Below are 19947 nucleotides of genomic sequence, written 5' to 3'. Positions count from 1 at the left end.
TGCCTATGAATAATTAGTAATAAAAATGCTATATTACTTAAGAACTCCTTCGTAACCCTTTTCATCTATTAACTTAGCTAGTTCCATTCCGCCACTTGCTACAATTTTACCCTTATATAAGACGTGGACTTTATCAGCGTTTATGTGCTCTAGAATTCTTCTATAATGGGTGATTATAAGGTAGCCGGTACTATTCTCTTCCCTGAGTTTTACTATCGCGTTGGAAATGGCTTTCAATCCATCAACATCTACTCCTGAATCAGGTTCATCTAGGATCGCTATTTTAGGTTTCATAAGGAGCATTTGTAGGATCTCCGTCCTCTTCTTTTCTCCACCGCTAAACCCTTCGAAGATCCCTCTATTTAAGAGAGAATCTGTAATTCCTACTGTTTTACTTAATTCCTTTACTTGGGAAATTATTTGTAGTGGTTGTGTTGATGACCCGTATATCCTGTTGTATTCCGCTACTAGAAGTGTGGAAAGTTTGACCCCATTTATTTCTATTGGGTTTTGAAAAGCTAGGAATAAACCCTTTCTCACTTTCTCATAAGTCTCAAGGTTTGTTATGTCTTCATTATCAAGTAGTATTTGGCCTTCTGTGACCTTATACTTTGGATGCCCCATTATAGCTAAAGACAGGGACGTCTTACCGCTTCCGTTAGGTCCCATCAGCACGTGAATTTCTTTGGAGTTTATTTCAAGGTCTACCCCTTTTAGTATTTCTTTCCCTTCAACTTGGACGTGAAGGTTTTTTATTTTTAATGTAGTCATTACTTTTCTCCATACTTATTTTTTACTCACGCATTAAAATTTCTCTCTATCCAAGGTAATTCCTCCAAAAATATTGAACAAGAGGAGTTGGTTAATGCCTCTTCCAAGCTTTGGACTAGTTCTTCGAGGTAATTCTTTATCAATAGATCTTGTATGTTAAGTTGTTCTAATCCTTGTTTAAGCTGTGAGATAATGTTATAGCCGTTCGATATTCTCTTCACGCTCGGGAAAAGTATTGTCATAATGATCTCATCAAATAGGTCGTTTATTTTCTGGAACATATCCGTCAGTATTTTTATTTGTTCAGCTGTTAAAGAGGATTTTGTGTTCTTTATAAAGTTACTTAGCTTAGTCATAATATTGTAGACTCGGAGAATTATTATTGAGTTGATTGCTATTATAAAATTCCTTAAAGTGTCTCTTTCGGAAGTATATCTGCCTCCCATACTCCTCCTTAAAAGCATCAGTTGTACTCTCTTCAAATCTTCTATACTGGGCTGTACTTCATTTATCTGCTGTCCTTTCAAGTATGCTAAAATCTCGTCAACCTTCCTTGATGCAATGTTAAGTATTCTTCTGAGAAGCGACTCAGCACCGATTTTTTCAGTGTCCAACAAACAATCGAGTTTTATACTATTTTCATTTGTTTCAGCTACTTCTATCCCTACTAGGTGTTTAGAGTAATTTATAACATCTTCAAATTCCTTTGGGTCTATGTTCTTTTTAGATGTAAACATTATCTCGTCATAGCCAAGGATGTAAAGACAAGGTATTGCCGTGACCATAGGTTGCTTATAACTATCTATGTCTACTCTGACATTTCTTCTGTTATAATTTACCTTTACTTTCTCAGCTACTAATCTAAGCGTACCGTCTTCAGATATCTCCATTATAATCTTATCTCCGGGCTTTATACCCCACTTGTTTATCCATTTTTTGGGTAATGTTATAAAAAGAGAAGATGAGCCTAACCTTTGGACTTTTCTTGTTTCTACGTCCTTCGGGCTTTTATTAGTTTCCTCGGTCAAAATAGTTCCCTATTATTAAACTTAAACGGCGTTTATATAAACATTTCTAATTTATTCTAAGTCTTTATAAAATTCAGTGCTTCTTTTTAACTGTTATTACAATTAACCACTTGTGTCTGGTTATTTCTACCGTATTAGGGTCGGCATCAGGGGGTATTGTAAACTTTAGATGGTAAACTCTGCCACTGTTTGTTTTACAGTACACTTTTAACACATTGTCTGATGTCACTATCTTAAGACTGGAAGTATCAGCTTTAGGTATATCTAAAAGGTACTTATAACAATCTTGTAGTTCCTCGATAGAGTATAGAGGAGATGCAGACCTAATGAAGTTTTCCACCTCAGCGAATTGCCTTTTTATTTCTTGTTCAATTGCATCGAATTCTTCCTCTTGCTTAGCTATAAGATATCTAATTAATTCATCTAAGTCTTTAAATACGGGCATTTCAGCTCACGCATATGTCATCGGTTTCCCAGAAGCATACTTAGGAAGTTCTGCTTTAGTTTGTGCCATTAAACCTTTAATCTTTTCTCTAATTTCTTCTGCTTCCTGCATCAGTTCGTCTACTGATATATTGAACCCTACATATTTAGAAAGGATAGACAGTGCTAATGCAGATGCCTCCGGGTCCGGTAGGTCTAGAAAGGACTCCACTACTATTGTAAAGTTATTTAAGTTTTCCTTTCTAGATTCAATCAACAGGGGAGCGTAAGGACCAGCAATGTATCCGTCGCCGAACTTCTTCATCAAACCTATTTTTTCCATTTCTTGTGCAACTTCCTGACCGTTACCTATCCAATATGCATTTATTGTAGTAGTATTTAGCCTGTCCTCTATAGGAAGTCCGGTTATAGAAATAATAGTAGATATCCCATATTTTTTAGCTATTTTTACGATTTCCTTAGATATCGGAAACAGCGCTTCGGAAGGAATAGCTATCCACGAGTGAAAAACTAATAGGTTATTCCCGTGGTAGAGTTTTATTGGGGATTTCGCTATTCCGTCCTTAACATGAGATATAGGCGGTAATAATCCCGGTGCATATATCGATCCAAATTCCTTTAGTCCAAGTTTTTCAATTAAGTACTCTGTTGCTATAACACCTACTAAACCTGCGTCTGGCATTCCTACAACCATATATGAAGGCTTTGTAAGAATAGGCTGGTAATCTTCTAAAACTTCTACTGACATTTTACAAGCCCTCTCTCTTTTTAATTGTATCTATATATTGTTCGTAACTTAACAATTTTTCGATCTCTTTTGTATCTGAAAGTTCTAATTTGAATATCCAACCGTTCCCATAAGGGTCTTTATTTATTAGTTCTGGTGATGTCGTTAACTCCTCGTTAACCTCGGTTATTTTTCCTGAAAGCGGTGAATATATATCAGCTGCAGCCTTTACTGATTCTACAGTGGCTACTTGTTCACCTAACCTTACTTCTCTCCCTACTTGCGGGAGATCTACACCTACAATATCTCTTAACTTCTTCTGGGCATAATCTGTAATCCCTACTTTTGCCGTATTATTTTCTATTGTTATCCACTCATCAGTTTCCGTATAATATCTGTCTTTTAAGACCTTGTATTTCCCTCCTACGATTTCCTCATTGCTCATAGACTATCACCCAATTAATGGGAAGTCCGATATTTTTACATCTATCATTTTTCCCCTTACATCAACGTTTAAGTTAAAACCTAAGTAAAGGTGATCAGGTTTAACGTAACCCATTCCAATTACCCTATTTAGATAAGGGCTATAGGTACTACTGGTCACGTATCCAACTTTATTCCCTAAAACCATGAAAGGGTTATCTTTTCTGGGAATGGTTCTTTCATTCTTCTTACCTTTAAACCCTATTCTTATCTTATCTACTCCAGTCTTTAATTGCTCAACTATTTTTTCTCTTCCAATAAATTCTTTATCTAGAGAAAATACCCAATACCTCGCTTCGACTGGTGTAATAAAGGAATCAATGTCTTCCCCATAGAGTACGAATCCCATTTCTTGCCTCAGGCTATCCCTTGTGATAAGTCCTGCAGGTTTCACACCTAGGTTGACAAGTTTTATAATAAGTCTTGAAAGTGTTTCTGGTCTTCCCCATATTTCTATACCGTCCTCTCCAGTCCAGCCAGATCTACTTATGAGGTATACTTCCTCATTCATGTACTTGGTATTTAGCTTAAACTCTAATGGTTGTAACTCGACTTTTTCTATTATATTCCACACGGTTCTTCCCTGAATGGCTATCATAGCTAGATCAAAGGTAAGGTCTTCTACGTTAAGCTGTGAGTTTTTTCTTATCCAGTTTATTATTTTCTCTCTATTTATTGCGTTTGTAACTACTAGAAATTCATCCTCATTTACCTTATATAACATTACGTCATCCTCAAACCCTCCCTTATCGTTAAGGAATGCAGTAGGTCCTATCATTTTTCCGATTTTTTCTTTCTTTATTTCCTTTGCTACTAACTTGTCAAGTTCGTCTATTTTCCCTTTAATTCGTAATCTTCCCATGTGAGAGAGGTCGAAGAAAGCACATGACGACCTAACTGCTAAGTGTTCATCTAGATAACTAGTATATTTCATCGGCATTTGCCAGCCTGCAAATTCTCCTATATCGGCATTTAGCTTTGTTTCAATATCCAAAAGAGGTGAACTAAACATTATTAACCGTGATCAAGTATAACTTGTTGATATTTATATGGAGATGCATCCTTGGTTACCAAACTTAGCAAGCATTAAAGAAATGCTGGAAGTAATAGGCGTTAACGACATTTATGACCTCTTTTCCGATGTCCCCAACGAAATTCTCTTAAAAGGGGACTTTGACTTACCTTATAAGGAGCCCTTATCGGAATACGAAATAACTTTACGGCTAAAAGAGCTAAAAAGTAAAAACATGAAATTACTTACTCCGCCATTTATGGGTGGAGGAGAGTGCCCTCATTACGTACCCGAGGCTGTAAAATTTATAATTAGTCGTTCAGAATTTTACACTTCATACACTCCTTACCAACCTGAAATCACTCAAGGGCTTCTTCAAGCCCTTTTTGAGTACCAAAGCTTAATTGCTGAGCTATTTGAACTAGAGGTCGTCAATGCTTCGCTTTATGACTGGGGGTCTGCCTTAGCTGAGGCTGTAATGATGGCTAATAGAATTAATAAGAAGACATCTATTGCTATTCCAGCCAATATAAACCCTTACCACAAGGAGGTACTTAAGACATGGGTATATGGCAAGGGGTTGAAAATTATAGAAATACCTTACGATAAATACTCTGGCGAACTAGATTATGAGAAAGCAAAAGAGATCATATCATCTTCCAACGATATATCCGCTATATATATTCAACAACCAAATTATTACGGTGTCTTTGAGGAAGAGATAGAAACTATAACAGACTACGCAAAAAAAGTAGGAGCAATAAGTATTATGGGTGTTAACCCCCTATCTTTAGGTCTTATTAAACCTCCAGGAGAGTACGAAATTGATATAGCTGTAAGTGATGGACAAGAATTAGGTCTTCCACTAAATTACGGAGGGCCACTAGTAGGTATAATGGCTACAAGGTGGGATGGACAACTAGTAAGGCAGATGCCCGGTAGAATCGTCGGCCTTACTAAAGACTCAAATGGCAATAAGGCTTTTACTTTGATACTACAAACAAGAGAGCAGTTTGCAAGAAGGGAAAAAGCTACATCAAATATTACCACTAATGAAGCACTAATGGCAATTGCCAATGCGGTATTCTTGTCACTTCTAGGAAAGCACGGACTTAAAGCAATGGCTGAAGAAATATATGCGAGAAGCCATTATACTAAGCAAAAACTTGAGAGTATAAAAGGTGTAACGTCAGCTTATCAAGGCGATTTCTTTGAAGAATTTGCATTAAGGTTTCCTATCGACTACTCATTAATACACTCTCACCTACTGAAGAGGGGGATTTTAGGGGGAATACAGATCGGTAAAAGTGAAGCGTTGTTCTGCGTTACCGAAGTGCACACTAAAAAAATGATCGATACTTTAATTTCTGAAATTAAAGAGGTGATAGAAAGTGTGGAGGCAAGCTAAATGGGATGAACAGTTAATCACAGAATACAAGAGTACTAGCAATAGAGTAGGTGTCTTAATACCAACCGAGAAGGAGATTAGAGAAAACGTTGAGATTAAGTTACCTAGTAAATTAAAGAGGGCTAAGCAACCGGAACTACCCCAAGTATCAGAGCTTGAAGTTATAAGGCATTTCATAAGGCTTTCGCAGATGAGTTTTGGTGTTGATACGGGTTTTATGCCTCTAGGTTCATGCACTATGAAGTATAACCCAAAGATAGAAGAGAAAGTAAGCTCATTAGTTTCTGATTATCACCCGCTTCAAGACTTCGACACTGTACAAGGTATTCTTGAAATGGTATACGAAATGCAGAGTATGTTAGCTGAAATGACTGGTATGGACCAATGTAGTTTACAAGTTCCAGCAGGTGCTGCTGGGGAATTAGCCGGAGTTTTAATGATAAAGAAATATCATGAGGATAAAAATAGACGAAATCGTGATGAAATGTTAGTTGCAGATTCAGCTCATGGTACAAACCCAGCGAGTGCTGCTATGGGAGGTTATAAAGTAGTATATATTAGAACAAACAAAGAAGGACTAGTAGATCTTGATGTCTTAAAAGAGGTTACTAACGAGAAAACTGCAGGTTTTATGCTTACTAACCCTAACACTCTGGGTCTGTTTGAAAGTGAAATCTTAGAGATTTCAAAGGTTTTGCACAGCGTTGATGCTAAATTATATTACGATGGTGCTAATTTAAATGGAATACTAGGTGTCGTTAGACCTGGCGATATGGGTTTTGATATAGTCCACATTAATTTACACAAGACCTTCGGTGTCCCTCATGGAGGTGGAGGACCAGGGGCTGGTGCTATATGTGCTAAGGGAGAAATGGTAGAGTATTTACCATATCCATTAGTTCAGAAAAAAGATGGTAAATTTACCTTCGATTACGTACCTTCAAGGAGTATAGGGAAAATAGCTACATTTTACGGCAATATAGGGAACGTCGCCAGAGCTTATGCGTATATTTTGGGACTAGGCTCTAAAGGGTTATCGATGGTAGGAAAGATGAGTACCTTAGCTACAAATTATCTGATCAGTAAGTTGAAGGATTTGAGGGGATTATCCCTACCTTTTTCCGATAGGCCTAGAAAACACGAGGTAGTATTTTCTGCCAAGCCTTTATTTAATGATACCGGTGTCTCTGCTAATGATATTGCTAAGGCCCTAATCGATAGGGGTTTCTATGCACCTACAATTTACTTTCCACCAAATGTTGAAGAGGCATTAATGATAGAACCTACAGAGACGGAGCCTAAGGAAGTTTTAGATAGTTATGCTGAGGCAATCAGGCAAATAATTGACGAGGCGTATAAAAATCCTCAGGCAATTCTTAACTCTCCGTCCAAGACTGCGGTAAGTAGGATCGATCAAGTTATAGCTAACCATCCTTCTACTGTAACACCTACATACAGAGTTTATAGGCTAAGAAGCGAAGGAAAAATATCTCACTTAAAGTAACGAGAATAATATAGATATATATCCTAAATAAGGTATTGAAATTATAACTCCATGAACTTCAAGTACTTTTCCTACGACAAATTGTTTCGGAACTCCGTAAGGCGGTTCTAAGCCTATCCTATTATCCGGGATAGGGTTAGTAATTGGATCTACTCCTTGTGTGACATAACTATGATACTGGTAATTTATTTGAACTACTCTATGGATAACATAAGTACCCAGTTCTGATTTATAGATAATTATATTACCTACAGTTATATTTTTAGGTGAGGTATAGAAAGTTAAGAAGCCGTTCTGAAAGACTGGATACATTGATACTCCTTCTACACTTGCCGTCTGTACAACACCAGAAAACACACTTATATAAATTATTATAATAAGAGCGAGAAGTATCACGTCACTCTTCTTCATCTTCATCCAGATCACTTAAGTCTAATTCTATTACTTCTGCTCTATTTTCCTCTTCTTTTTGTTCTTCTTCTCCTATTTTCTTAACCCCTTTCTTCCCTTCTACCTCTACCGAGCTTCCACCGGCTTTTATTTTCGAGACCACAGCTTTCCATTTATGTCCGCATTTAGGGCACTCATAAGAACCCATTACAGTTATCGTTATTCTCCCGTAAGCGTCTGGAAGTGGGGATACGAGTTGCCAAGTCTTTGTCGGTTTATCCGCTTTGGTACCACAATTCGGACATGTGTCTGGATCGCTCTGTTTTTTCCTAGGCATGAGTAATATGTAATACAATTAAACTATAAATTAATTGGCACAATATTGACGCTGATAAAAGCACGGATACAATATATTTATATTTGTTATTAAACACTATTATATAAGCAATAATATTAAATATCAATAATAATGGTATAAACATAATAGATTTGACGTAAAAATACGCGACTAGGAACGGCGCTGTAACCCATGCAAAATAAAATGCTTTCTCGTTGCTTAGCTTACCTTCTAAGGCATATGTATAGATTGGTGTTAGGATACCATAAACCAGTAATGGTAATGAACTATAACATATAGGTAACATATATTAGTCTTCTCTATTTGAATATCATTCAAGGATTTAAAATGAGTGATTCGTCTAGGATAAAGAAGATAAGAGGATATCAAGTATTAGATTCTAGAGGAAATAGGACTATTAGAGTAAAAGTAGAGACGTATGGAGGAGTATCGGACTTTGGAGATGCTCCTGCAGGTGCCTCAAAAGGTACTAGGGAAGCGGTTGAATTAAGGGATAAGGACGGTGGAGTTACAGAAGCTGTAAGAATAGTTGATTCTGTTATTAACGACGCATTACGGGATTTTGACGTTCTAAATCAACTAGCCGTAGATCGGACTCTTCTTAAATTAGATGGAACCGTAAACAAGAGTAGGATAGGTGGTAATACTACCATTGCCACTTCTATAGCAGTTCTCAAAACAGCAGCTAAAAGCCTCAATATAGAATACTTTAGATATATAGGGGGTCCTAAGACTAGGTATACGCCTATACCTCTTCTTAATATTTTAAACGGAGGTCTTCATGCGGGTAATATGCTTAAGATCCAGGAGTTTATTATAATACCTAAAGATTTTGATTCGTTTTCAGATGCATTATTCGCATCTACTACTATCTACAAGAAACTCAAAGATCTAATAACCGAAAGATATGGAAAAATATATACCGCCTTGGGCGATGAAGGGGGAGTCTCTCCACCACTTGAAAAGACTAGGGATGCATTAGACCTTGTATATACTGCCATAAAGAACTCGGGATATGAAGGCCAAGTTTACATAGGTATGGATGCAGCGTCATCAGATTTCTATAACGACGGGGTTTACGAGATCGACGGCAAGAAGTATTCCCCAGATGAGATGATTGACTATTATGCAAATTTAGCTAATGAGTACCCAATACTGTACTTAGAGGATCCCTTTAACGAGAACGATTTCGACAGGTTTGCAACTTTACAATCTAAGCTCAAGAATACTATAGTGACGGGAGACGATCTTTACACCACTAACGTAGAATATTTAAAGAAAGGTATTGAAAAAAAATCTACAACTGGTACTATAGTTAAGCCTAACCAAATAGGAACCTTAAGTGAGACCTTTGACTACATAGAATTGGCTAAGAAAAATTCTATAAAAATCATTGTTAGTCACAGGAGTGGAGAAACTGAAGATCATTTCATAGCAGATTTAGCTGTTGGCGTCCAGAGTGACTTTATCAAAACTGGAGCTCCAGCTAGGGGAGAAAGGACTAGTAAGTATAATAGAATAATAGAAATAGAAAGGGATTATGGACTAGAATACTATGGGAAGAGGTTATAATCCTCTTTAAGGAATAAGTATTCCGAGTACTATCAAGAAAGTCGCTATAACCACCATTAGTATCACAAAACTCCTAAATGGCATGTTTGGTAATGTCTTAAATGCTTGGACTACTCCGTACACTATACCGCCTAACAGAAGAACGATTAAAATTGCCATCCCAATTATGATAAACACCGATGCTAAAGGGGAAGGATTAATATGCAATAGTCCAGAAAACTGTCTCGTTATATTTTCAAGTGTTTGCAAACTCATTGTAAATTATATCTTTCCGTGAGATCCTTTTTTAAATAATCTATCATAATATTACCGGGCCGATGATGAGGGTTAAAAGCACTTATCAGTGATGACCCTCTACCTTCTGAGGGGCCCAAATCCTTTTAAATATTCTTAACAGAGCTGATAACTTTGAGGAGTAATACCATGCCAGTTTCAGTTGAGGTATTAACGAAATTTATAGGACAAAAGATAAAGGACATTTACGGCAGAGACGTGGGAGTTCTGCTTCACGTTTATACTGAGATAGACGGCACTGTAACTGGTATAGAAATTTCAAAGGGCGAGGAGATAAAGAGTTACCCCCCTGATAGTCTAAAACTAGACGGTGATTCGTTAGTCCTTATACCTGAGTGGAGAAATGAGGCCTTTAGGATATTGGGCTACATGGAGAAAATAAGGAGAAGGCAAAAAGCACTAGAGGAACTTTACTCTAAGAACGAGATCCCTAAGAGTATGTATGATGATATGAAAAGAAAACTCGACGCAGAGATGTTAAAAGTCAGGGAAGAACAAGGGAAGTTAAAGGGGAAGCTAAAAGACAGGCTAAACAAGATTGAGGATCAGCTAGCCCAAATTGAAAAGGCCACAATAGCCCTAAAGATGAGTTATATTTCAGGAGAGTTGCCTGACACAGCATATAAAAACTCTATAGAAATCCTGAGACTCTCTAAGGAGAGTTATACTATAGAACGTGACGATATTAAAAAAACACTAGATAAACTTGACGGGCTTGATAAAGAGAGTTTAGAATTAAAGCCTTCTCCCTCATTACCAACGCAGACAGAACAATCCGCAAAGACGGAGAGTAATAAGTCAGAAGTGGCTTTGCCAATACCAGTAAGGGTAATAAATACTCTCTGAATAATCTAGTGACATAGGATGTTTGATAAGTTCTCATCAATTTTTAACAGTGACAGGAAGCGTAAAATTCAGTTGAATAAGGTGATCACTGAGATATCCTTAAAGTTAAAGGACCAACAGGACAGACTTGACGAAGCCATAAGACGGCTTAAAGAGCGAGATAAGGAACTGTTTGAGAAAGTAGTCAGAGCACAGATAGAAGGAGATATGGCGAGGGCGACGATTTATGCCCAAGAAATATCAGATATAAGAAAGATGATTAAAATAATTTACACCGCATATTTGGCCATTGAGAAAGTAAGGCTAAAACTTGATACCGTACAAGAGCTTCAAGGAGTTTCCTTAGTCTTATTCCCGGTCATGAAAATCTTAGGCGAACTCAAAGACCAGATCAAAGGTGTCGCACCAGAAGTAGCTTTAGCTCTGGATTCGATAACCAGCAGCGTAAACAGCATAGCGATAGAAACTGGTGCGATAAGTGAAAAATCTGTAGTACCCGCGATAGTAGATGAGCAGGCTAAACAGATTTTAGATGAAGCACAGAAAATGGCTGAAGTAAAGGTGAGAGAGATCTTACCCGAGTTACCGCACCCACCATCCGAGTTGCCGAAGCCAAGAGCACAGGCTGTACAGATAAAGAGGAGCCTTACTGAGCAAATGCTATTGGATTATATTAGAAGTACGGGTGGGTTCTTGGATCTAGAGTACTTATCGAAAAATTATGGTGTAGATAAGGTTGAAGTACTTAATTTATTAAAGAGATTAGAACAGAAAGGTCTAATAGCTTTAGAGGGGTAAATTGATGTCTGCGCAGTCTATGCTAGAGGAGATGGCACGAAAGTATGCTGTGGCAGCTGTCAAAGCTGATAAAGAGGGAAATGTAGAAGAAGCTATAAATAACTACAAAAAAGCAATAGAAGTATTATCGCAATTAGTAGCTCTTTATCATGACTCAAATACTATCAAGGTATATGAACAAATGATCAATGAATACAAAAGGAGAATAGAGGTCCTTAAAGAAGTAATCCCGGCTAACGGGGAAGAACAAGTTAAGACTACGAGTGTTAGCATTGAAGATTTGATAGTCAAAGAGAAACCTAAAGTGTCGTTTAACGACATTGTAGGGCTTGATGACGTTAAGGAAGCGTTAAAGGAGTCAATAGTTTATCCAACTAAAAGACCGGATCTATTTCCACTAGGTTGGCCTAGAGGGATCCTACTATATGGCCCACCTGGTTGCGGAAAAACAATGATAGCGGCTGCCGTAGCTAACGAGATCGATTCATACTTCATTCAAGTAGACGCTGCGTCTATAATGTCTAAGTGGTTAGGTGAAGCAGAAAAAAATGTGGCAAAGATATTTACCAACGCTAGAGAACTCTCCAAAAAAGAGGACAAACCTGTAATTATATTTATTGATGAAATAGACGCGTTGTTAGGGGTATATAACAGTGAAAATGGAGGAGAAGTAAGAGTTAGGAACCAATTTCTAAAAGAAATGGATGGTTTACAAGACAAGTCAGAATCGTTTAAAGTGTACGTAGTAGGTGCAACCAATAAACCATGGAGACTAGATGAGCCATTTTTGAGAAGATTCCAGAAGAGAATATATGTAAAATTACCTGACTTCAACCAGAGATTATCGCTGCTTAAGTATTACTCTTCTAAGATTAATCTCGATAGTAGCGTTAATTTAAATCAATTAGCCGAGTTAACAGACGGTTATACTGCTAGTGATATAAAGGACATTGTACAAGCTGCACAAATAAGAGTAGTAAAGGAGATGTTTGAGAAGAATTTATCCGAGCCTAGACCGGTCAACATTAATGATTTCATTGAAGTTTTAAAAGTTAGAAAACCGAGTGTTAATCAAGAAATGATCAAAGCCTACGAGGTATGGCATGAGAAGTTTAAGGCCCTTTAGTTCCTTAATAAAGATCTCTTTTACTTTTTTCCCTAGGGAAAGTGCTAAAATCCATTTTATCACTATACTTTTATGGATGCAAAACAAGTCGTGGCTGAGTTCGTATCACCTATGTTATTACAGCACAGAGTAATAGGCATGGGCACTGGTAAGACAGTCAGGAAGTTAATTGAAGTCTTAGATAATAAAAATATGTTAAAGGACAAGATTTTTATCGCTAGCTCAATGGATACAGAGCTTGAGTTGTCAAAGAGAGGAGCACTAGTATTATCTTTAACCACAGGTATAAAGCCAGAGATTTATGTTGATAGTTTTGATGCGGTAACTAAAGATAAAATCATGGTAAAAGGTGGGGGTGCAGCTCTACTTAGAGAGAAATTACTATATTATTTTTCACAAAAGTCTGTTTTCATAGGAGAGTACACGAAACTTAACACATCAGCTAAACTAAGCGTCCCCGTAGAAGTTGTACAAACTGGGTTATCTTATGTTTTATCTGAACTAAGCTCTCTGGGATATAATGTTAAAATCAGAGAAAGTAATGGGAAAATAGGAAGTATAATAACAGACAATGGAAACGCAATTATCGATGCAGAAGTTAATTCTCGGGAGTTATGTGAATTCGAAAAGAAAGTGAAAGAAATACCGGGAGTAGTCGAAAGCGGTGTATTTTGCGGTAAAAAAGGAGTAAGGGACTATGAAATAATTTTAGGAACAGATCAAGGCCGTATAGAAGTGATGTGAGGTAAGTACGGTTCAACGATACAAAAACTTAAAACTCATGAATTAAATCTTAATAAACAAGCGGGGGTGCCCGAGCTGGTCAAAGGGGGCGGACTCAAGACGCCTCCGGGATATCCGCTGGCGTAGGCCTGCGTGGGTTCGAAGCCCACCCCCCGCACGTATTTTTACACAAAACTTGTATCACCTAAAGGTATGATAACGGTTCCTTCTTTAACTGCTCTGATCATTCTCTGCGGTACAGCCTTCCTCATCACTTCACGGATAGTATTTATTGGAAAAATTGTGAAAATTAAGTCACAATAACCTATAAAATTCATCCTTAAGGCATATTATACTAATGATCTGTACAATTACTCTAGAGTGTTATTCCACCTATCTATGACTCATAGCTTAATAATGACAGTATGTCCGCTTACGTAATTCCTTATCTTTAACATTATATACTAAAGTATTCTATACTATAGCAATAGTTTAACGGTGAATTATTCGCTTATAAGGTAAAAATTATAGGGAAGATCATAACCGCAGATATGCTAATCTGGTTATCTATTATTGATTCCATAAGAGCGTTTCTAAAAGCTTCTTTTGATTCAATTTTCTATGCGAGAGAAAAACGTATATAGATCCCCATTTTTTGTCTGTATTGCCCTCTTAGTCGTCTCGTCTAAATTTTCATAGCGGTTTCTTCCCTTTGCCCATCTCTCGCAGTGTAAATTCAGGGACTTTAATACCGCTTTATACCTTTAGACTTTAGTCTACCTACAAAACCTAAGTACAAGGTTAGCGTTATCATAATTATCCATTAAATTCATTTCAAGCTTGATAAAGAAGTAATAAAGGGTGACAGTAAGTTTACTCCAAATAAAAGAATTCTCGCGGAGACACTTTTTGTAAAGCATAAATATTTCCGTCATTATTTTACTGTTATATTAATTTCCGTCTTCTATTCTTCCTGGCTTAATAACCACTTCCACAACGGTAATGCCTTGATCCCCTTAACTTCTCCTTCGTAGTCCCAGGTTATAATTAAGGAACTATCAACTTTTAGCCTACTCTTGGCCTCAAGTATCCCTTCCGTTTCTCTTTCTTCCACCTTATCGGTAGCATAAGTTACCTGAATTAATGTGATGGGGGTAAAGTTCTTACTTACTACGAAATCTACTTCTCTCTTCCCTTTCCAGTAATATACTTCCTTGTAACCTCTCCTCAAGAGTTCTATGAATACCGCATTCTCCATAGCCCTTGATATCGAAAATTCGTAACCTAAAGCCGTTGAATATCCGGTATCTACCACATAGAGCTTCTTAGGGTTTACCTTCCTCTTACTCTCGCTCTTATCGAACTCCTCAACAAAGTAAGAAAAATAGCTCTCCTTGGCTTTTGAGAACAACTCTAGGACTGTCTCTTTCCCTATTTTAATACCGAGGCCCCTCAAATAGTTATAAACTCTGTTTATTGTTATCAGGCTCGAATAATTGGCGACCAAGTAGGTGGCAAAACTCTCAGCAATATTTGGGGTTACATTTGAAAGATCCCTTACTATGACCGAATCGAAATACGAGCGCAAAAGTTTCACTTTATCTTCCCTTTCGAGAACGACAGCAGGATAGGACCCGTAATACAGATACTCTCTAAGTAGAGAAAGTAGTATGCCCCGCTGGGGAGTGTACGCGATAAGAGGGCTGTACGCGATCCCCTTGAACCTTAAAAACTCCCTAAACGATAGTGGATAGACCTCGTAGTTTATGCTCCTTCCCCTCAACTCCTCCGCGATATTTATCGGGGTTAATTGTGACGAAGAGCCAGATAAGTAAATTTTAGCGTTAATCTTTTTCCTAAACCAGCTCCCATAGCCCCTAACGTTCTGTATCTCATCAAAGAATAAATACTTTGGCTGCTTCCCTGTTAATTCTATGAATGAAGTCAGAAGCTTATCTAGATCATCTACAGATATTCCCTTAACTCTATAGTCTTCAAAGTCCACATACAAAATCTCATCTTGAGATGCCATACCGCGTTTAATTATTTCTCGAATAGCCTGATAGAGCAGGAACGTCTTCCCGCTCCTCCTACCTCCAGTTACGGTAATTATGTAGTCCTTGTCTAAAGGCAAAGACACGTCCCTCTCTACCAAGTCTGGTAACCTTGAGGTTAACCATTCTGCAATAACACTCTTAAACCTCTCCACGGGAGTTAATCTGAAACAGGATATAAGTCCTTTTCTGACCAGTTTTAGATAGTAAGTGGTCTTTTTCTGACCAGTTTCATTTACCATCTAATTGGTTATGGAACCCCTAATTTGTACCTACACAATTTCTTAGTGTGAACCCGTTAAGTCAGCCTTTAGGACTTAACTAGTACACCCTTTATGAAAAATAGTGACGTATTTGACCTTGTCCTAATACCTTATTAGAGTGTGTAAAAACTTAGTCTAGTATTTACTCTGTATAAATATTTACCTAGAAACCTTGATGTAATACACTAGAAATAGCTTTACCTCTCAAATAAAGTATAAAAAACTAGATATTAACACGAATACACCTTATCTATTATCATTATAAACTTAAGATGAAACTTCAAAATGACACCTACTTTGTATCATTCTCTTACCTTTATCCTGCATAACCACCGAATTCTCTTTACTCTTAACCTCGTTAAGGCGTAGACTTTACGTGTAGATTTCTCTTCTAGAATGATTAACCTAACTAATTGAACATATTGGATAAAGGTACGAAATAGTTGAGGCGAACTTGTAGTATAGCTGATCCACATTCCGTCACCTTATTCAAGGTTCAACTTATTTGTGGTAGTTCTCAACCCTCTTTAGTCTTTAGATACACGTAAATTTTATACCTAATACAGTCCATGAGCCTGTCATGGTGATCAGTCCAGTGAAGGGCTATATAGTCCAATACATCATCATCTTTAAGCAATTCCTCTACATTACTTACAAAGTTGACTTTGAGTGAAGGGTCTACCTTAGGATTCTTTACTTTCCTACCCTTAATTATTTCTTCGATAAATGGGTCTGTAGACAAAATCCATTTTTGTATAACAAGTTCTATATCTTCTCTGTTCAATCCAAGTCTCTTCGCTATAACTTTTACGGGTCTATTTTCACACCTCATTTGAGCTATTTTAGCCTCAATTTGGGAATTCATAAATAGTAAAACAATAGCTAGTTTTTTATCTATTACATCCTACCTTTCGTCAAACACTGTGACTACTAAACGTTATATTTAACCAGTTTGAGCAGTGCCTCGTGATTCTAGCTTTACTTCTCGTTTTTAAGCCTTGAATTTAAGCCATAGGGGACTATGCTACCCTTTCTGCCTTTAATTGATACTCCTCTGCTTTCAGCATATTTAAAGAACCTTTCATCGAGTTCACTTTTGCTCATTTTATCTAATGCTTGCAAGAACTTTAAGAAAGACTTTTCTAGTTCCTTAGAAAAGAGGATGTCTTGCTCTACTGGTAGGTCCATATCAGAGTGGTACCACGGTATTAAATCGTCATTATAGAGAACCATAGCTGGGAACCCTTCTATAACATATGGGAAATGATCTGAAAAGGGAGTCGGCATCTCTATCCTCTTTACATTAAAAAACCGTGAAAGCTCCCAGAGATCCGGAGTTGCAGAAAATACCACGCGATTAGGGAAAAGTGCATCTAAAGAGATCATAATAAAAACATCATCTTTAGGATGCTGAAAAGAGCCGTTACAGCACCTAGGTCCTTCTTCGGATGAAAAGAAAATGAGCTTTAGACCGTGCTTCAGATTAGGAAAATTAAGAGAGGAAAGAAAGTCTATAGAGAATATATTATCATGATAGCCGCTTAACCAATGGTCTACATGGGCACCGATTATAACATAATCCTCTCCTTCTTGAAGTGTAAATTCTAGATTATATGATGTCGTCTCGATAAGACTACCTTCTGCATATATTTCGACTTTATCCCCTTGTTTTAGCGGAACTGAGCTAAATAGTGCAGGCTTCTCTCCCTTAACACCGATCCGCCTTAATTTACCTTGATCATAAAACACTGATGCTTGATAGGATTTTGAGTTTTCTTCGTGGACGGACGATACTAGGAAAGGGTGTTCCGGCATAGTACTGAAAGCTATTTCCTTACCCACCTCTCCTTTCACGTATCCGCTGGTATAAGGTAAAAGACTAGCCCTAACCTCACTACCGTTAACACGAAAGCTGAATTCTTCTATTCTCCATTCTTTTGTTTTTATCTGATATTCTTTATAGTTAGTGTACCTAGTTGAAAGGTACTCCTTTATGAGATTTAGTATTGTTTTTTCTTTCTGTGAACCATGGATTGCCTCACCTAGCTCAAAAATCCTTTTGCCTAACATACACATATATCCTTTTCAGATAGATAAAAAGGAGAAGGATAATATGAAAAAATCAGTCTTAACTTAGGAAGATTATGCCTATTCTCCCTTTATAGGCTTACCTAACACGGATGGGGGGAATTGACTGTATATTACTCCTGCAACTATTAATAAAACAACCACGATATATCCTACTGTAGCAATTTGAGATGGGGTAGGTGAAAATCCTTGGTAATTACTAGTTTCCGCTGCTGCTATGACAAATATTAGAATTAAGCCTATCAGAAATATTATTTTAAATGTCTTATCAAGCTGTTCTAACCTTTTCTCATCCGTATTAATTGCCATGGTATTTCACCCCTCACCATAGACTATTCTTGCAGTAACTAACATTCCAACCACTACAGCAATTAAGAACTCCCAGCCGCTAAGTGACATCTGCAATAATCCGCTCAATATATGTCCAGATGCACATCCGTTAGCCATCCTAGCACCGAACATCATTATTGCTGTACCTCCGAATGAGCCAAGAGCTCTTATTCCCTCATTATTTCCGAACCTTTTTTGCCAGCTTAGCGGTATGTTCTTTCTAAAAGCTGTAAACCTTCTTGTAAGAAAGGTAGCAGCAAAGAAGGAACCTAATAATGTTCCTATATCACTAAAAGGCTCCCAACCAATCCCTTTGAAGACTATCTGGCTGTACTTAAAGTCTGGCAGAAATATATAGCCTGCCATCCATGAGTAGGTGGTAGATTCTCCGAAAATCTGGTGCATAAACATTTCAGCCACTACCGTTAGGCCTACAATTCCGCCTATACTTATCATATAGAATTTTGTCACATTACTTTCTACAGCCCAATACTCGTTTAATTTCTTTGCAATTGACTTCTCGCCGTAAGGTAAACCACCGTAAGTTAGATACATTGCAGTATCAAGTCTCTTACCTTTCTCGAAATCGGTTAATGACTCTTTACTTAAAGCCGACCTTAAACAGCTATGCTGTCCTCCCTTATATCTGGGCATGAAGTAAGCTATTACGAATAATATTCCAGCGTAGAGTAGTGATATACCAAATAAGTCTAGAGATGTTAATCCACCCCATGGAATTAAATATTCTTTGCCTGCTGGATGTGTAGCACCTATAACTTGACTCCCGAAATTTAACGTGCTAACTAACCATTGCCCAGCAGGTGTTTGAAAAAGTATAGTCCATGCTGCAGCTCCTGCAAGCCCACCAAAAATAGCATAGATCGCGTCTCTTCTTCCTTCTCCTAACGCCATCCATGTTGAGCCGGGGAAGTAGCCGGATATCGCAAGACCTACTCCAAATAGAAGCCCACCCAACCCAACACCGATAAGATATAATGCCTTAGGAGACCAATGGAACCCTACTCCTGCGGCGTAAAGACCGTACATTACTGGTGTAGCAATCGCGACGCCTAATAATATACAATCTACAAACAGCCTGTCTTCCCATTTTGCCAACCTGATCAGGGTTTCTGGATTACCTATTCCCCAAGCTTCAGCTGCTGCTCCTATTATAAATCCTATTAAAATCCCAACCCATAGAGGAGCTGTAAGTGTTATCATTTCTTTTCACTGTCAAAATTTATATTCTAATTCGAAAAATATAAGTAGATTTTTTAAAATCTTGGAGATAATTAATTAACAGGGTTAAAAACTGAAATTACATAAAAAGTTAATATAAAAATATTACAATAAACTATACATGCTCGAACTGAGGAAAATCAGAATTTAGATACTTTTAGGAATTTTATGGAATTAAATTAAAAAGTATTCACTTAATAACCATTATTTCCTAATTTTCTTTTTTCAATCTATTTGGCGATATCAAACTTATTCTCTGAATTATATTTTATAACCCAGATTTGTAGAGCGGAATACCTTCTTTATAGCGGGCTAAGCTGTCTTAGAGGATCCGTTGCACTTTAGACGATTAATAAGTATATGTTATTAGGTCTCAAAGCTACTATATAATCCACAACAGACTAGGATTTGTGGTTGTAAGATAGTAAGATTGTCTACAACATACTCGAGTTTCACATGGTTTTATGGACATAGTCACCCTGAGTTAAA

21 protein-coding genes and 1 tRNA gene are annotated in these 19947 nt (G+C 37.4%); 8 read left to right on the top strand and 14 right to left on the bottom strand.

All coding sequences use genetic code 11. The annotated features are described in order from the left end of the window. Nucleotides 1-33: 33 nt before the first annotated feature. From sufC to gcvT, 6 genes are all read right to left on the bottom strand, one after another. Nucleotides 34-771 carry a Fe-S cluster assembly ATPase SufC gene (gene sufC / locus KN1_RS12535; RefSeq protein WP_221287980.1) on the bottom strand — a complete coding sequence of 246 codons (738 nt, stop codon included), beginning with the start codon at nucleotides 769-771 and terminating at the stop codon, nucleotides 34-36. Nucleotides 772-797: 26 nt separating this feature from the next. Further along, on the bottom strand, nucleotides 798-1799 hold the full coding sequence (locus KN1_RS12530) for an AbrB/MazE/SpoVT family DNA-binding domain-containing protein (RefSeq protein WP_221287979.1): 1002 nt from the start codon (nucleotides 1797-1799) through the stop codon (nucleotides 798-800). 73 nt (nucleotides 1800-1872) lie between these two features. After that, entirely contained in the window at nucleotides 1873-2244 is a 372-nt protein-coding gene (locus KN1_RS12525) for an alpha-crystallin domain-containing protein (RefSeq protein WP_221287978.1), read from the bottom strand. Between the two features lie 6 nt (nucleotides 2245-2250). Next, nucleotides 2251-2991, bottom strand: coding sequence for a proteasome assembly chaperone family protein (locus KN1_RS12520; protein ID WP_221287977.1), 741 nt, complete (start codon nucleotides 2989-2991; stop codon nucleotides 2251-2253). A 1-nt stretch (nucleotide 2992) separates the two neighbouring features. After that, entirely contained in the window at nucleotides 2993-3415 is a 423-nt protein-coding gene (gcvH, locus tag KN1_RS12515; RefSeq protein ID WP_221287976.1) for a glycine cleavage system protein GcvH, read from the bottom strand. A 6-nt stretch (nucleotides 3416-3421) separates the two neighbouring features. Continuing rightward, entirely contained in the window at nucleotides 3422-4465 is a 1044-nt protein-coding gene (gene gcvT, locus KN1_RS12510; RefSeq protein ID WP_221287975.1) for a glycine cleavage system aminomethyltransferase GcvT, read from the bottom strand. Nucleotides 4466-4502: 37 nt separating this feature from the next. Between gcvT and gcvPA the strand changes: the two genes are divergently transcribed. Both gcvPA and gcvPB read left to right on the top strand, forming a co-directional pair. Next, the gene (gene gcvPA / locus KN1_RS12505; protein WP_221287974.1) at nucleotides 4503-5873 is read left to right on the top strand and encodes an aminomethyl-transferring glycine dehydrogenase subunit GcvPA; all 1371 of its coding nucleotides are present in this window, start codon (nucleotides 4503-4505) and stop codon (nucleotides 5871-5873) included. Beyond that, nucleotides 5857-7377 carry an aminomethyl-transferring glycine dehydrogenase subunit GcvPB gene (gcvPB, locus tag KN1_RS12500; RefSeq protein ID WP_221287973.1) on the top strand — a complete coding sequence of 507 codons (1521 nt, stop codon included), beginning with the start codon at nucleotides 5857-5859 and terminating at the stop codon, nucleotides 7375-7377. Before gcvPA ends, gcvPB begins: the two co-directional genes overlap by 17 nt. Here the strand turns inward: gcvPB and KN1_RS12495 are convergent. Then, nucleotides 7369-7794, bottom strand: coding sequence for a signal peptidase I (locus KN1_RS12495; RefSeq protein WP_221287972.1), 426 nt, complete (start codon nucleotides 7792-7794; stop codon nucleotides 7369-7371). The genes gcvPB and KN1_RS12495 overlap by 9 nt on opposite strands. After that, nucleotides 7775-8104, bottom strand: a complete 330-nt coding sequence (locus KN1_RS12490; RefSeq protein ID WP_221287971.1) for a zinc ribbon domain-containing protein — start codon at nucleotides 8102-8104, stop codon at nucleotides 7775-7777. Before KN1_RS12490 ends, KN1_RS12495 begins: the two co-directional genes overlap by 20 nt. A 348-nt stretch (nucleotides 8105-8452) precedes the next feature. Here KN1_RS12490 and eno point away from each other — a divergent pair, with 348 nt between their 5' ends. Next, complete coding sequence (eno, locus tag KN1_RS12485; protein WP_221287970.1) at nucleotides 8453-9697, top strand: phosphopyruvate hydratase; 1245 nt, start codon at nucleotides 8453-8455, stop codon at nucleotides 9695-9697. A gap of 6 nt (nucleotides 9698-9703) precedes the next feature. Here the strand turns inward: eno and KN1_RS12480 are convergent, their stop codons facing one another. Next, nucleotides 9704-9952: a hypothetical protein gene (locus tag KN1_RS12480; protein WP_221287969.1), complete on the bottom strand. Its 249-nt coding sequence runs from the start codon at nucleotides 9950-9952 to the stop codon at nucleotides 9704-9706. A 168-nt stretch (nucleotides 9953-10120) separates the two neighbouring features. On the opposite strand from KN1_RS12480, the gene cdvA reads away from it, so the two are divergent. The 5 genes from cdvA to KN1_RS12455 all read left to right on the top strand — a co-directional run bounded on the left by cdvA (nucleotide 10121) and on the right by KN1_RS12455 (nucleotide 13662). Then, complete coding sequence (gene cdvA / locus KN1_RS12475; RefSeq protein WP_221287968.1) at nucleotides 10121-10837, top strand: cell division protein CdvA; 717 nt, start codon at nucleotides 10121-10123, stop codon at nucleotides 10835-10837. An 18-nt stretch (nucleotides 10838-10855) separates the two neighbouring features. Further along, complete coding sequence (cdvB, locus tag KN1_RS12470) at nucleotides 10856-11635, top strand: cell division protein CdvB (protein WP_221287967.1); 780 nt, start codon at nucleotides 10856-10858, stop codon at nucleotides 11633-11635. Between the two features lie 4 nt (nucleotides 11636-11639). Then, on the top strand, nucleotides 11640-12761 hold the full coding sequence (cdvC, locus tag KN1_RS12465) for a cell division protein CdvC (RefSeq protein ID WP_221287966.1): 1122 nt from the start codon (nucleotides 11640-11642) through the stop codon (nucleotides 12759-12761). Nucleotides 12762-12833: 72 nt separating this feature from the next. After that, nucleotides 12834-13505 (top strand): ribose 5-phosphate isomerase A, encoded by a 672-nt coding sequence (rpiA, locus tag KN1_RS12460; protein WP_221287965.1) that lies wholly within the window; start codon nucleotides 12834-12836, stop codon nucleotides 13503-13505. Nucleotides 13506-13565: 60 nt separating this feature from the next. Next, nucleotides 13566-13662: transfer RNA gene (locus KN1_RS12455), tRNA-Leu, on the top strand. Between the two features lie 786 nt (nucleotides 13663-14448). On the opposite strand, the gene KN1_RS12450 is transcribed toward KN1_RS12455, so the two are convergent. The 5 genes from KN1_RS12450 to KN1_RS12430 form a co-directional block, all read right to left on the bottom strand. Next, nucleotides 14449-15780 carry an ATP-binding protein gene (locus KN1_RS12450; protein ID WP_221287964.1) on the bottom strand — a complete coding sequence of 444 codons (1332 nt, stop codon included), beginning with the start codon at nucleotides 15778-15780 and terminating at the stop codon, nucleotides 14449-14451. A gap of 538 nt (nucleotides 15781-16318) precedes the next feature. After that, complete coding sequence (locus KN1_RS12445; RefSeq protein ID WP_221287963.1) at nucleotides 16319-16666, bottom strand: hypothetical protein; 348 nt, start codon at nucleotides 16664-16666, stop codon at nucleotides 16319-16321. A gap of 113 nt (nucleotides 16667-16779) precedes the next feature. Further along, nucleotides 16780-17871 (bottom strand): Zn-dependent exopeptidase M28, encoded by a 1092-nt coding sequence (locus KN1_RS12440; RefSeq protein WP_221287962.1) that lies wholly within the window; start codon nucleotides 17869-17871, stop codon nucleotides 16780-16782. Nucleotides 17872-17949: 78 nt separating this feature from the next. Next, nucleotides 17950-18198 (bottom strand): hypothetical protein, encoded by a 249-nt coding sequence (locus tag KN1_RS12435; protein ID WP_221287961.1) that lies wholly within the window; start codon nucleotides 18196-18198, stop codon nucleotides 17950-17952. A gap of 6 nt (nucleotides 18199-18204) precedes the next feature. Continuing rightward, nucleotides 18205-19440, bottom strand: coding sequence for a YeeE/YedE thiosulfate transporter family protein (locus tag KN1_RS12430; protein ID WP_221287960.1), 1236 nt, complete (start codon nucleotides 19438-19440; stop codon nucleotides 18205-18207). Nucleotides 19441-19947: the final 507 nt, after the last annotated feature.

The sequence above is a fragment of the Stygiolobus caldivivus genome (assembly GCF_019704315.1).
Lineage (GTDB): Archaea > Thermoproteota > Thermoprotei_A > Sulfolobales > Sulfolobaceae > Stygiolobus > Stygiolobus caldivivus.
The sequence above is the reverse complement of the archived record's forward strand: the minus strand, read 5'-3'. Positions and strand labels throughout refer to the sequence as shown.